Raw genomic sequence first — 12,833 nt, 5'->3', positions numbered from 1 at the left:
TCCTTGGTCAGCGAGTTCCGGAAGGACCGTCTCGATCGGCGCTCAGATGTACCCGGCGGTCATGCCGACGGTGGCGCGGAAGGACGGGTTCGCGGTCTCCACCAGGTGCCGCGGTCCCGACAGCACCGCGAAGACCATCGGCAGCCGGCCGAACAGTGCGGCCAGATCGTCGTCCGGCGCGTCAGGCCGGTCGTGCCGTGAGTCCCTGCCCGCCGACCGGAGCGCGCGCTCAGTGTGAGACTCGTGCATTCCCCGTCTGAGTGCTCGACACAGCCTACGGTGGCCGGGCTCCTTGATCGATGCCGCCAGGTGACATCGGTCAGGCGAGCGGTCCGGGCCAAACCATTCGGACGGTGGTGCCGCCGCCGGTGCTCGTGACGCTGGCCTGCGGAGCGACCGCGCGGATGATCGGGATCCCCCGGCCGCCGTCGCGGCCGGGGTCTTTGTCCTTTCGCCAGCAGCCGATGTCGCTGACCGTGACCGCGACCTCGCCGGATTCGTCGCGGGTCGCGATGACGGTCATCAGGCCGATCGTGTGGCGCGGGTAGGCGTGCGCGACGACATTCGCCATCGCCTCGTAGACCGCCAGCCGCAGGTCTCGCACGAGGTCGGCGGTCAGGCCCCAGCTGGTGGCCCAGTCGGCCAGGACGTCACGCATCATCGCCGCGTGCGCGGCCACCGCCGTGACCTCCCGCATCAACCGGGCAGGGAACTTGGGCACCGATTCGTCCTCGGCGTCGGGCACCGGCACGAGGACCTCACTCTCAGCTCACCACCATTCCCGTACCCGGACAGCTGGGTGAACCAAACGTGCGCGATACCTGGGCAGGTGGGAACGGCTGGTACACGTTCGGAGGCGGCCGTGTTCGGTCGCGAGTCGTATTGGCTCCGGCCTAAGGGATGTCTCGTAACCCGGTGTCGGGCTGACTGGGGCGATAGTTGATCATGTTGTTGTGGTGCAGGTGATCACAGCGTCGCGGCCGGAGTGGATTGCCCCGTTCACCGGGCTGGAACCAGGCCAGTTCCGCAAGCTCGTGCGGCTGGTCGCGAAGCGAGGCGGGGACGAGATCGCGGACGGCCGCCCGGGCCGGCAGTGGGCGTTGCCGCTGGCAGACCGGGTGTTGCTGGTCGCGACGTACTGGCGGACGAATCTGACGATGCGCCAGATCGGGCCGCTGTTCGGGGTGTCGCATTCCGCGGCGCACCGGGTGATCGACACGATCGGCCGCTGCTGGCCCTGGCCCCGGCCCGCACACGCCGGGTGGATGCGGTCGCGATCGTGGACGGCACCCTGGTCCCGACCCGCTATCACCGACTGGCGACCCCGTCGAAGAACTACCGCTACTCGACCAACGTGCAGGTCGCGATCGACGCCGAAACCCGGCTGGTCATCGCCACCGGCGACCCACAGCCAGGCAGCAGCAACGACTGCACCGTCTACCGCGACTCGGGCATCGCCGAGCAACTCACCGACCGGCCGGTGATGGCCGATGGCGGCTACCAAGGCAACCCGGCGATCGTCATGCCCTACCGCAAACCTCGCGACGGCAGCGAGCTCCCGGACTGGAAAGAGGATCTCAACGCCACCCACCGCAAGGTCCGCGCTCGCGTCGAACACGTCCTGGCCCGGATGAAGAACTTCAAGATCCTCCGAGACTACCGCCGCGCCGCCAGCACGCTCGCTGACACGGTGTCCGGAATCGCGCACCTGCACAACGTGCTCCTCGAAGCCTGACACAACACCAGCCCCACCAACCACGCCCTCAGTTACGAGACATCCCTTAGTGGGCGGCAGGCGGATGGACGCGACTCAGGGGGCGTCAAGATCGAGATAGACCGTCGTGTTCTCTTCTGGACGAACTGGGAGGGCTCGGGACGCCAGTGGGGCCTCGAGCCCTCCCAGTCTCCCAAGATCGATATAGTGCGCCGCGCCTTGCGCGGTGGCGGCACGGGCCGCCTGTGTGGCGGCGAGGGGGTGCAGCATCACGAAGTCGTGGATGATGCCGTCGTAGCGGGTAGCGGTCATGGGTACACCGCAGAGCTTGGCGGCACATGCCTCACCTTCGTCGCATAGGACGTCGGCTTCGCCGTTGATGACAAGGGTGAGCGGCAGGCCGGGCCTTACAAGATCGACATGTCAAGCTCGGAGAGACCCCACAGTACTGGCAGTCAGATTGCCGGCGCGGGTCCTGGTGCTGCCGAACGTGCCGAGTTGTTTCTCGCAGGCGCCTGCGGCTACTGGCTCCGCGCCGAGCCAACCAGGTACGAGCCTCGCCACGGCAGTTCCGAATCATGTTCCTCGTGCAGGCCCCGCCCGACGTAGGCGAGATCGACGGTGTGCATGAGCGTTTCTCCTCAGTACATCGACATCACCAGGTCGAGTGATCCGTTCGTGTTGCACTCCCCCGGCTTCGACACGTGCTGAACGAGCGTGACGCGTAGCCGACAGGTGCAGTCGACCTCACCCAACGCCGATGGCTTTCCTCACGGGAATTCCAGAAAATCCGGCTGGCTCGTCAAGACAGAGTGACGACGACTTTCTCCGCCGAGACGCCCTTCAGCTGGATGCCCATGGCGTGCTGGAAGTCGTGAACGCCGTGCCCGACGATCAACGGCTTCGGCACGGCGACATACCGGCCATCGGCGAGGGCGCCGGGCAGGAAATCACGGTAGATGGCCGTGCTGACGTCGTTGGTCTTCAACGTCGTGCCGAAGATGAACTTCGTGGCGACCCTCTGGAACCGGGACCGGATCTGCAATGCCACATTGGAAGTGATGATCTTGAGGATCAGCCGTGGGAGCTCGAGCCGTCCGTGCTCGTGGGCGAGGCCGGCGAAGGAGACCGCCGGGCTGGCCATCGACACGAAGCGCCGGCCGGTGCACGAGCCGGCGATGCGCACGCACGCGGCCGCAGAGGTGGTGCCGACAGCGAGCGCGCCGGCGAGTGTGCGGCCCTGGAGGGCCTTGCTGATGTCGGGTACGACGCTGGGACTGTTGTAGTCGAAGACCTGTGCGGCCCCGAGCGAGGTGACGTAGTCGAAGTTGTGCGGTGAGGCCGTGGTGACGACCCGGTAGCCCGCCGCGACCGCCAGCTGGATGGCGTTGCTGCCGACGCTGGTCGACCCACCCCACACCAGGACGGTCTCGTCGATGGGCTCGGCGTTCACCGACGGATGGCGCAGGCCCAGCTGATCGGTCTGGAACAGCCCGCACGCCGCGGTCGAGACGGCCAGCGGGAGCACGGCGGCTTCGTCGACGGGAAGGTCGTCCGGGATCGGGCAGGCCATCCGCTCCAGTGCGACGCTATAGAGCTGGAAGGCACCTTCAGCTGCATTGTTGGCGTCTTTGTCAGTACCGACCACGTGAGCAAGCACCCGGTCACCCACGCGGAAGCGGGTGACGTTCTCGCCCACTTCGACGACTTCGCCGGCGACGTCGGAGCCCAGCACCGCCGGGTAGCGAAGCCAGCGGTAGGCCAGGTTGCCCGCGGCCTGGATGATCCAGTCCAGAGGGTTGATGGCGACGGCCTGGTTGCGAATGACGATCTGGTCGGTCCCCGGCGAGGTGTAGGGCGCGGGGCCCACCTCGAGCCGAGCGTGCCTGCCGTTGATCCAGGCGGCGGTGTTGGTGGTCATGCGGACCGCTCCTCTATCGATGATTGCATCAAGTGCAATGACCACTGTGCCACAGCATTTCACCAAGTGCAATCACTGGGGTACGCTGGACGGCATGGGACGGTGGGAACCGAACGCGCAGGAGCGTCTGCAGCACGCGGCCATGACCTTGTTCCTCGAGCGTGGCTACACCGAGGTGACGGTGGCCGAGATCGCCGAGCAGGCGGGCGTGACCAGGCGGACGTTCTTCAACCACTTCACCGACAAGAGAGAAGTCCTCTTCGCCGGCGCGCCGGCCTTTGAAGACCGCGTTGTCCAGTACCTGGCCGAGGCCGATGACGGCCTCGACGCCATCGACGCGGCCGTCATGGCCCTGACCCGCGCCGGCACGGACCTGCTGGCGAACTACGTCGAGTACGCCGACGTCAGGCGCAAAGTGATCGCCGCTTCGCCGGAGTTGCACGAACGTAACCTGATCAAAATGTCATCCCTCGCCGCGGCCATCACCAGAGCCCTGGACACCCATCGCGAGTCGAGCAGGACGGCGGCGTTCGCCGCACAGGCAGCGGTCACGGTGTTCACAGCCGCTTACGACGACTGGACCGAAGACACCACCGCAGAATTTGATGCCCTGATGCAGGAATCGTTGACCTGCTTGCGCAAGGCCGTCCACCCCACCTGAGAAGGTGCCGGCCACCTGCGCGCCGGGCTTCAATGTCGGCGGTCGTGATGAGCGCGCACAGCCTGACCGAACCAGGTGAACACCGGTCCCGGATCCGGTAAAGGCGTCCAGCCGCCAGCTGTCTCCGAGGGGTCCTACGTCCAGCGGAACGTATAACCGCAGCTAGATGCCAAACAAGACACACATCTCGTGCTTTCTTGCTGGGCATGCGATTCCCAAGCATCCACGGGCACGTCTGGCCTGGCCGAGCAGATGGGGGCCTCGATGGACGCCCGACGGCACGGCGCCTTTCAATGGTTCGCCGACCGTTGCGCACTCCTGGTCGGCCGGACCGACCACACGATGGCATCGGCGTCCGCGCCGCCGCTCGAACGCTTCTCTCACCGCCGCGTGAATGCCCGAGCGGTGTGGTTCATGACGGCCGGTTTGCCGGACCGGCTCGGTCGCCGAAGGAGGTCGACGGACGACCGGTCGGCGGTCAGGCCTTGTCGGGTGGCTCCTCGCGGGCATAGGTCAGCGAAGCCTCGGGTTCTCCTGGATCCGTAGGTTCGTTCTGGAGCAGCAGCATCAGCTTCGCGTTCCGGTGACGCTCCTGGTGGGTGGTCCGCGGCCGGGTCAGTCCGAGGTGCCGGTACAACGCCAACCGGTCGAGATCGATAATTTCCGATACCGCGGTCATGAACTCGTCAGCCGCCGAGTTGCCGTGCAGGTAGGACAGCAGATTACCCAGGGCGGGTGATCACATCGACTGTTCGCCCGAGCCGCGAGGAGGGGACGTCTCCGTGGCGGATGTCCAAGTGCGGACGTTCACGGCAGCGTGGTCGACCATGGAGGGAAGCGCATCGACTCCCATGCAGTCGAACCGTTTCGCGAGGCGGTCGAGGTCACGGCCGGTCCCGCAGCCGAAAATCCACGAGTGTTCGGGCGTTGGCCGGCCCGAAAGTGTCGACGAGTTCTTCGCAGGTTGTCGCAGCTGTGTGCTGAGGGTCTGCCTGCACCTGGTCGTACAGCCGTGGATGGCGGTAGAAGAGATTGGATTCAGTGAGTTCCTTGTCCGTTCAGCCTGTCGTTGCGGTGGCGGGGTGTGCCGCGTTGCGCAGTGTCTGGACGCCACGTTCGACGGCGATTGCGTCGCAGAGTATCGAGGGGATCGTGTCGGCCGTTTTCGCGGCCTGCCACGCCGCGTGAAGTGCTCGCCGGTCCAGGTACCCCGCGTCGATCAGGGTGGATTCTTCCAGCATGCGTTACGAGCGAGCCGTCGCTGCCCCGCGGATCCGCTAACCCCTGGCATGCGCGTCCCGAAAGGCCGCAATGCCCTGCCGAGCGCCACCGCGGCCTCGATCCACTGGAACCCGCCGGCGGCCACGGGCGACACCCCGGTGCCGGGCCACCTGATCACCGTGTCCGACAGCCGCACCATCCCGGTCACCGGCCGGGACGCCCTGGTGACCCAGCCGACGGTCAAGGGCATAACCCGGGTGGTCGACACCCTGAAGCTGGCCAAGGCGTACGCGTTCACGATGGCCGCGGTGACGGCGACGAGCGCCGGCCCGGCGGCGACCTTTACCGCGACGACCGCGGCGGACTGAGGGCCGGGCGGAGAATCCGGCCCTCAGTCCGCGGAACTCGCGAGTTCCGCCTACGCCACGATGCCGTTGCGCGCGTTGCGGGTGGTGGCCTGGGCCAGGAAGTCCAGGCCGAGCGTCCGCCAGGCGGCGACACCGTTGTAGAAACCGGGGAAGTTGCGGAACTCAGCGACCAGCCCGCCGCGGGAGTTGGCCCCGCCCGGAACCTGCGCGATGGCCTGCACCGCGGCGTTTCCCGTGCGCCAGGCGCCGAGGTTGGGCGGGTTGAGGACGGGGGTGCCCGCCAGCGGCACGCCGACGGCGGCTTCGTCGGCCAGCTGGTTCAGGTTCAAGCCCGCGGGGTTGGCGGCGAAGACCGGGATCCCCGCCAGCGGCCCGGCGATGGCGGGACGTCCCAGCTGGGCCATGATCTGGTTCAGGACCGCGTTCTTGTTCCCGGTGTAGTACGCCATTTCCGCGGCGGTGAACCCGTAGGTGGTGAGCACGTTGTTCGGGCTCTTCACCAGAATGGGGACGAGGTTCTTCGCGCTGCCGCCCAGGACACCGGGTCCGATCATGCCGCGTTTCAGGTAGAGAGCGAGGTGGGTGATCCAGCCGCGCAGGCCGCGGAAGTTCCCGGCCTGGGCGCGCTGAGCGGCGGTGTGCGCGGCAGAGATGGTCGCGGTGATGGTCCGGCCCGCGTTGACGGCGTCCCGGATGTCGTCCTTGATCTGGCTGTACATCGGTTGTTCGGCGGCCGGGGCGTTCGCGCTGGCGGCGTAGTTGGAGTTGGCGTACCACTTGAGGAGGCTCTGGTACTCGCGCAGGTCGATGTCGATGTTGACTTGCACGCTGCCCTGGAGGTTGTGGTGGGGCAGCTTGACGGCCAGCGGGTGGCCCTGCGCCGTGAAGTCCATCGGGCCGATGCTGATGTCGAACAGTCCCCCGGGTAGAGCGACTCCCGGGAAGGCGTTGACCCACCGGGTGGTCAGGTTGTTCGTGTTCGCGTTGATGTTGCCGATGAAGCCCTGCACGTGATTCATGACGGTGGTGAAGGCGGCCGCGGTGCCGACGGGGGGTTCGGTGACGATCTCCAGGATCGAGTCGTACCCACCCTCGCGGATCGGCGGGTTGCCCGGGTTGGACTTGACGCGGTTGTCGTGGTCTGCGTCGATCCGGTAGCCCGCTCCCGGAGCCACGCCCACCACCGGCGCGTTCGCGATGATGCCGTACGGCACGCGGCCGTTGGCCTGGGTGGCACCCAGGGTGTTGGCGTGGGTGCCCGCGGCCACCCAGCCCTGGATCTGGACCAGCTGGGCCGGGGTCAACCGGTCGATGGGGATCGGGATCTCGACCTCCAGACCGATCCCGCACTGCAGCAGCAGCCCGCCTGCGCGACCGGCGGTCACCGGATCGCGGTCCGCCTGGCCCGCGCGGTGCGCCGACGCGCACACGAGGTCGTGCTGGGTGAGCAACCGGCGTTCGACCGCCAGCGCCGCGCGTTCCGGCGCGCCGTCCACGGCCCCGACGAGCACGCCGGTCCGGACCGTCGCGCAACCGCGCGCGAACGTGGCCTGCTGCAGCACGTGGGTGACCTCGTGGGCGAGCAGAGCCAGGCCCGCCGGCAGGTCGGGGCGGTACTCACCGGAGCGGAAGTAGATGTCGGTGCCCGTGGTGACCGCCCGCGCGCCCAGACTGCGGGCGAGGTCGTCGGCGTCGGAACCGAGGTGGACCCGGACGGCGGAGAGATTTCTTCCGAAGAACCGCTGTAGAATACGCCGCGCATCGGCGTCGAGTCGTTGCCCCTTCCCTCGTGAATTGCGAATCAGTGCCGCCGACCACTCGGGGGCAGACGGCGTGCGGTGCGATTCATGTGCGGTTTCGATCATGTGGGCGTCCTCTGCGGTTGTCGCGCGCGATTGCTCTCGATCGATGGGAAACGAGTTAATGGCGGAGGTGTCGCCGTGCTCGTCGTCACCCCAAGCGCACCCCCGGTTGATGTCGCTACCCGTCGTCGCGGCGTTACCGCATTCGCGGCGGCAGCGATGCGCAAGCGCGGCGTTATCACGCCACCCGAGATGTCCATGTGCATCCGCTCGCCACGGTTTGCCGCAATCGGTAGCCACCCGGTTGAGTTGAATTCCCGCAACTACCTGGTCCCATCTACGACAGCCCCGCGTTGGCCACCGGAAACAACCACGTGCATATGTGGTGACCATCGATCGCTCCCCGTCGCCGAAGCTAAACGGACGGACCAGAATGGCCACATGTCAGTGACTTACCGTCAAGTGTTGCGGGTAGGCGAATTCCGCGCGCTCTTCCTGAGCATGATCGTCTCGGTCGCCGGCAGATATATTCTGCCGTGCGATATTCGCCGAAGACCCACCGGTCAACACCGGCGATGACTGGTGGCCTCGGCTATTCGGCACGCAGGCCGCCTGTCTGACCGTGCCCTTGCTTCTCCCGCCGGGGCGTGTTGCAAGTCGTGCCCGACCTGCGACTGTGGAGGCATGGAAATCGAGTTGGTCGAGATGCGCCGGGACGCCAAAGTGAAGGCCGGGTTCAAAGCGTGGCTGATCTCCGCCGACGCCGAAGGCGGGCTAGCACAGGGTCGCACGCACAAGGTCAAGCTGACCCTCACCCCGAAGAAGCCAGGCGGCGGGGATCTGCTGGTCGCAGGTGATCAAGCTCGTCCGGCGGGGCCGGGTGACGTATCCGGGCACGTCGAACGTTGAGAGGACCGTGCTGTGTGGGAGCGGGTCCGCGGTCACCGGCCCGGGCGGCCCCGGCTCGGGCTACGACGTGGCACCGCGACTGGTGCTGACCTCGGCGGAGCCTCCCCCGACACATCAGGACGATGATCCGAGGCGCATCGAGAGCAGGTAGCGGAGGACGCGCGGTCGCCTCTCCCCCGGTCGTTGTCCCGTATCGGCTAGCTCAACCGGACGGAAGGTGATCGCCGCCGCGGACTGCGTCGGCCAGCGCGAGGTACGGGAGGGAACCCTCTGGGCACGCGCAGTGCGTCAGGCCGTGGCCTCGAGCATCGAGACCTCGATCGTCACGCCCTCGCCGGTCCGCCAGCTCCGCAGCAACGCCGCAAGGATCGCCTGCGCGCGGTACACGCCGGACAAGATGTCGGCCGTCAGGATGCCGATCTTCGCCGGGACTTCGGGGCTGCCGGCGATGGCGATGGCGATGAGCTCGGCTTCGGCCCAGAAGGCCTGCGACCCTGTCTGCCGGCCGGCCGCCTCCAAGCACGAAAGTGCTCGCACCGCAGGGGACGAGCACACGTCGATTTCGACCGGGCCGACCTCACTATCGACCACGAACCCACCGTCGCGTCCTCGACCTCTGCTACGGGTGCAGAGCTAGGGCTGCGAACCCGTGCCGTCAGCGCACACACGGTCGATCCAGTCCACCGCGGCCGCGCACATGTCGACCTCGCGCCCGCGAGCGTGACCGACCACGTCTCCGTCACACCAGACGATCAAGGCGACGTCTTCGTCCGGCGCGGGCGTCAGCCCCACCACCCAGCTGCGGCCCTGACGCTCGAGATGACGCTCCACGGTGGTCCAGCGCCGCCCAGGGGTCGTCGTGACGTGCCACTGCGGGTCGGCAGCGAGATCCGCGACGCGCAACGGCGCCGCCGAGACGAGAAACCGGCTCACCGCGATCGGGTTACGATCCACACCGCCCAACCTCGCACACCCTGCCGAACTGTCCCCCGCAGGGCAAAGACCGTTGCGCAAGCGACAGCTACGGTCAGTCATTGGTCGGCTGAGTGCCGGGCAGGGCGTCACCGCGCTCCGCTCGGCGATACCCCGACACGACCAGCGCCGCGTGCTCGGTTCGCCCGGCGTGGGCGCTCAGTGACGTGCACTGTTCATGTCTGGACCCGGTCGAGCCCAGGAAGGAGTGGGAAGCTTGGGTTCTCCTAGCGAAGGCAGTGACGATGCGCATCCACGAACCCGGGCTGACGATGGAGCACGCCGCATCACTCGACGAAGCCGACGGTCGGCTGAGCCAGGCCGTGGAAATCGGAGAGATCACCGCACGGCTTCGGAAGCGCTACCCACCCAGCGAAATCTCGCCCACCGACCTAGCCGAGCGGGTCCGCGTCTACCACCACCGATTCGACACCGCCAGGATCCGCAGCTACGTGCCGATCCTGGTGGAGCACCTCGCCCGCCGCTCCATCGACACCCCGTCGTTCCAGTCGGCGCTCCACGAGCGCGACTGACGGAGCCGCGCGTCAGCGTGAAGGGAAAGCCGCGTTTCAGTGGCTCCGGATCGCACCGGCGGGCGTGGCCGACTCGAGCAACCGCGCGAGAGCGCGCAAGTTCGTTTTCATGCCCTGCTTGAAGAAACGTTCGGCGAGACCGCCGAGGCGACCGGCCGGACCGGTCAGCCCTTCCGCGCTGATCCGCCCTTCGAGCGTCAGGCGAGTACCGGTGGCCGTCGGCGCGAACCGGTAGCGGTACCGGAACGGGGTGGGGCCGGCCACGGACACGAAGGTGATCTCTTCGTCCGGCACCCAGGTGACGACTTCGACGTCGTTGTGCGCCGGGCCGGCGGGCAGCGACCGCACCATGCGGAACCGGGCTCCCGGACCGACCGGGTCGGCGGGCTCGACCCGGACCACTGCTTCGTACCAGCGCGGCATGGTCGTGACGTCGGCGACGAACGCGAACACCCGCGCCGGCGGCCGGTCGATGTCCTGCGTGATCTCGAAGCTCATCAGAGGTCCTTCCCTCGGTCCACCCGGTCGATAGGTGTTACGACATCTGATGACGTGTAATCTATTCCCGTGCGCATCGCCGAAGAGTTACGGTTCCTGATCCTGGCCGCGCAGCGGGAAGGTAACCGCGTGCTCGCCCAGGCCCTCAAGCCGCTCGGGGTCACGCCGTCGCAGGCCGAGGTGCTGCGGCTCCTGCAGGAGCGCCAGCCGCTGACCCTCAACGGCCTGGGCGCCCTGCTGGTCTGCGAAAGCGGCAGCAGTCCCAGTCGGCTGGTCGACCGCCTGACCACCACCGGCCTGATCGACCGCCTCCCCGCCGACCACGACCGCCGCCAAGTCCGGCTCACGCTCACCCCCGAAGGCGCGCGCATCGCGACACGTATCGCCGAGATCGAGGACGAGCTCTACGACCGGCTCGACACCGCCGGCGCCGGGAGCGACACCGGCGAGGTCATCTGCTTCCTGCACCGGTTCGTCGACGGCCTGCCGGCCGGCCGCGCCCTCGCGCACCGCAAGGAGACCGGCGCCTGATCATGCCCCATCGCACAGCGGCCAACCGACATCCATGCCTCGACGTCGTCGTAAACGAGCATTGCCGCTGCCGCCCTCAACTTGAAAGTCAGTACCTTGTTGAGATCGACCTTCAGGTCGGCTGTCGAAGCCTGGCCTCGATCGTGGTGTAATCCACTTGCGACGCAGTCCTGACCAGGACGCTGCGCATACGTCCTGGGGAGGAAGCAAGCAGCGCGATGCCGGTCGTCTGCCCCACCCGGGCGATGGAACGCTGGACCGTCCGGACCGAGGGAACCGAGGCCGTCTTCAGCTGCGCCCCGCTCGTCGAAGACCACACTGCCGCCCGCGCGCTGCCTCGGGTGTGGGCAGGACGAGGCCTGGGAGTGTCCGACGTGGACCTGTCCGGGCTGATCGCGGCGCTGGGCGAGGTCATGAAGACGCCGGCCTACTGGTGGTCCCGCCCGCCGGGCAGCCACCACCCCGAAGCCACGATGACATGGTCACAACCGCGACGAGACCACGATGACGGCTTCGTCTACCTGACCGGACCCTGCGGCTATGACACCGTCGAAGCCGGTTGCCGGCCTGTCGTCAGCTTCTCGATCGAGCTGGCTTCCGTCCGTGACCTGCGGATCCACACCTGGACGATCACCAGGACCGGCCCCAAAGGACACTGGCAGACCGCCGAACGCACGATCATCGCCGAGGGCCGCCACTGGACCGTCGGCCTGACCCCGATGACCGGCGACACCGTCGCGCTGATGCTGTGGTCGGGCAACGACGTCGCCGCCCACCTGCGAGGTCCGGAACCGGACGTGGTGCGCACCGCCTACAGGTGGGCCACGAATCTGCTGAACGGCAGGCCCTGGACGGCACCACAGCCTGGCCACGCCCGCTGAATCGCTCAATCGCAATTGTCATTCTCAGCCCCCGGCGATGGGTGACCAGATGGCCCCCGCGAACTCCTTTCAGGTCAACAGGTTCGGCCGACTCAGCGCCGGCTCCGCCGGTCGGGCGCGCTCCCGCGTCCGCGACCCGCTCGGCAGTCGCGCGGGCCGATGCGTCGAGCAGTACCGAGAACCGGGGATCGATGCGGATCTCGTGGTGCCAGGCGACCTGCGTGAAGACCTGGAACGGCCCGGTCCACGGCACCTCGACCAGCCAGCCGTCGGCCAGCTTGCCCGCGACGCTGAGCCGGGGCAGCAGCGCGATGCCCAGCCTCGCGGTCAGCGCGCAGATGTCACCCGGTATCGGCGCGGCAAGAACCTTGGCTGCGGCACCCGACGTCCGGCAACTCGCCGGGTCGCCGGGCGCCGCACTCACGTTGATACGACAACCGGCCGCGTGTCAGGCGTAGCCCCGTTTGAGCATCATGCCGGCGGCCTTGTCGAACTCGGCGTCGGTCGGGATGGCGAAGCCCAGCGCGTTGGCATACCGGGTGACGATGTTGAACACGGCCGCGACCGCGGCCGCATCGTCGAGTCGCTCAGCGCCACGGTCGCTTTCTGCGCGAGCGCCATCACCACGAGCATCGCGACCAGTAGCAACGGAAAACGCCACCTGTGCGCCCACGCCGGCGCCTGACGGCCTCTTGTCGTTTCGGTTGAAGGGAAAGTCATGAAACGGCTCCCAGCTCAGATCGGTGCACCCACCACCGGGGACACGCGAGGGTTATCAAGCTGGGGAGAAAGTAGACGAAGAGCCGTACCTGCGAGTCACCC

General features: G+C 67.6%; 17 protein-coding genes and 1 pseudogene. 7 read left to right on the top strand and 11 right to left on the bottom strand.

Annotation, left to right across the window (positions count from 1 at the left end; translation table 11 throughout):
* Positions 1-42 precede the first annotated feature (42 nt).
* Together OG439_RS07480 and OG439_RS07475 are read right to left on the bottom strand one after the other, a co-directional pair.
* A complete protein-coding gene (locus OG439_RS07480) occupies positions 43-249 on the bottom strand; it encodes a hypothetical protein (RefSeq protein WP_326948624.1) in 207 nt (68 codons plus the stop codon).
* 70 nt (positions 250-319) lie between these two features.
* Positions 320-721: an ATP-binding protein gene (locus OG439_RS07475; RefSeq protein ID WP_326948623.1), complete on the bottom strand. Its 402-nt coding sequence runs from the start codon at positions 719-721 to the stop codon at positions 320-322.
* Between the two features lie 235 nt (positions 722-956).
* Here OG439_RS07475 and OG439_RS07470 point away from each other — a divergent pair.
* Positions 957-1,735 (top strand): annotated as a pseudogene (locus OG439_RS07470) (transposase family protein).
* A gap of 75 nt (positions 1,736-1,810) precedes the next feature.
* Here OG439_RS07470 and OG439_RS50020 read toward each other — a convergent pair.
* Positions 1,811-2,113: a hypothetical protein gene (locus OG439_RS50020; protein ID WP_442792324.1), complete on the bottom strand. Its 303-nt coding sequence runs from the start codon at positions 2,111-2,113 to the stop codon at positions 1,811-1,813.
* A 403-nt stretch (positions 2,114-2,516) separates the two neighbouring features.
* Entirely contained in the window at positions 2,517-3,635 is a 1,119-nt protein-coding gene (locus OG439_RS07460) for a zinc-binding alcohol dehydrogenase family protein (protein ID WP_326948622.1), read from the bottom strand.
* Positions 3,636-3,729: 94 nt separating this feature from the next.
* Here OG439_RS07460 and OG439_RS07455 point away from each other — a divergent pair, with 94 nt between their 5' ends.
* Positions 3,730-4,296 carry a TetR/AcrR family transcriptional regulator gene (locus OG439_RS07455; protein WP_326948621.1) on the top strand — a complete coding sequence of 189 codons (567 nt, stop codon included), beginning with the start codon at positions 3,730-3,732 and terminating at the stop codon, positions 4,294-4,296.
* A 478-nt stretch (positions 4,297-4,774) separates the two neighbouring features.
* Here the strand turns inward: OG439_RS07455 and OG439_RS07450 are convergent, their stop codons facing one another.
* Both OG439_RS07450 and OG439_RS07445 read right to left on the bottom strand, forming a co-directional pair.
* Positions 4,775-4,975, bottom strand: a complete 201-nt coding sequence (locus OG439_RS07450) for a hypothetical protein (protein ID WP_326948620.1) — start codon at positions 4,973-4,975, stop codon at positions 4,775-4,777.
* A gap of 379 nt (positions 4,976-5,354) precedes the next feature.
* On the bottom strand, positions 5,355-5,537 hold the full coding sequence (locus OG439_RS07445; RefSeq protein WP_326948619.1) for a hypothetical protein: 183 nt from the start codon (positions 5,535-5,537) through the stop codon (positions 5,355-5,357).
* Between the two features lie 48 nt (positions 5,538-5,585).
* Here OG439_RS07445 and OG439_RS07440 point away from each other — a divergent pair, with 48 nt between their 5' ends.
* Complete coding sequence (locus OG439_RS07440; protein WP_326948618.1) at positions 5,586-5,885, top strand: hypothetical protein; 300 nt, start codon at positions 5,586-5,588, stop codon at positions 5,883-5,885.
* Positions 5,886-5,935: 50 nt separating this feature from the next.
* On the opposite strand, the gene OG439_RS07435 is transcribed toward OG439_RS07440, so the two are convergent.
* A complete protein-coding gene (locus tag OG439_RS07435) occupies positions 5,936-7,750 on the bottom strand; it encodes an eCIS core domain-containing protein (protein ID WP_326948617.1) in 1,815 nt (604 codons plus the stop codon).
* A gap of 621 nt (positions 7,751-8,371) precedes the next feature.
* Between OG439_RS07435 and OG439_RS07430 the strand changes: the two genes are divergently transcribed.
* Entirely contained in the window at positions 8,372-8,596 is a 225-nt protein-coding gene (locus OG439_RS07430; RefSeq protein WP_326948616.1) for a trypco2 family protein, read from the top strand.
* A 288-nt stretch (positions 8,597-8,884) separates the two neighbouring features.
* Here OG439_RS07430 and OG439_RS07425 read toward each other — a convergent pair whose 3' ends face one another.
* Together OG439_RS07425 and OG439_RS07420 are read right to left on the bottom strand one after the other, a co-directional pair.
* Positions 8,885-9,187, bottom strand: a complete 303-nt coding sequence (locus OG439_RS07425; protein WP_326948615.1) for a CoA transferase — start codon at positions 9,185-9,187, stop codon at positions 8,885-8,887.
* Between the two features lie 42 nt (positions 9,188-9,229).
* Positions 9,230-9,550 (bottom strand): hypothetical protein, encoded by a 321-nt coding sequence (locus OG439_RS07420; RefSeq protein ID WP_326948614.1) that lies wholly within the window; start codon positions 9,548-9,550, stop codon positions 9,230-9,232.
* Positions 9,551-9,813: 263 nt separating this feature from the next.
* Between OG439_RS07420 and OG439_RS07415 the strand changes: the two genes are divergently transcribed.
* A complete protein-coding gene (locus tag OG439_RS07415; protein WP_326948613.1) occupies positions 9,814-10,101 on the top strand; it encodes a three-helix bundle dimerization domain-containing protein in 288 nt (95 codons plus the stop codon).
* Between the two features lie 36 nt (positions 10,102-10,137).
* On the opposite strand, the gene OG439_RS07410 is transcribed toward OG439_RS07415, so the two are convergent.
* On the bottom strand, positions 10,138-10,599 hold the full coding sequence (locus OG439_RS07410; protein WP_326948612.1) for an SRPBCC family protein: 462 nt from the start codon (positions 10,597-10,599) through the stop codon (positions 10,138-10,140).
* A gap of 69 nt (positions 10,600-10,668) precedes the next feature.
* Here OG439_RS07410 and OG439_RS07405 point away from each other — a divergent pair, with 69 nt between their 5' ends.
* Together OG439_RS07405 and OG439_RS07400 are read left to right on the top strand one after the other, a co-directional pair.
* A complete protein-coding gene (locus tag OG439_RS07405) occupies positions 10,669-11,130 on the top strand; it encodes a MarR family winged helix-turn-helix transcriptional regulator (protein ID WP_326948611.1) in 462 nt (153 codons plus the stop codon).
* A 218-nt stretch (positions 11,131-11,348) separates the two neighbouring features.
* Positions 11,349-12,011, top strand: coding sequence for a hypothetical protein (locus OG439_RS07400; protein ID WP_326948610.1), 663 nt, complete (start codon positions 11,349-11,351; stop codon positions 12,009-12,011).
* A 448-nt stretch (positions 12,012-12,459) separates the two neighbouring features.
* Here OG439_RS07400 and OG439_RS07395 read toward each other — a convergent pair whose 3' ends face one another.
* Positions 12,460-12,684, bottom strand: a complete 225-nt coding sequence (locus OG439_RS07395; protein ID WP_326948609.1) for a hypothetical protein — start codon at positions 12,682-12,684, stop codon at positions 12,460-12,462.
* Between the last annotated feature and the right edge of the window lie 149 nt (positions 12,685-12,833).

The sequence above is a fragment of the Amycolatopsis sp. NBC_01307 genome, from assembly GCF_035975215.1.
GTDB lineage: Bacteria > Actinomycetota > Actinomycetes > Mycobacteriales > Pseudonocardiaceae > Amycolatopsis.
This window is presented reverse-complemented; position numbering and strand designations above follow the sequence as displayed.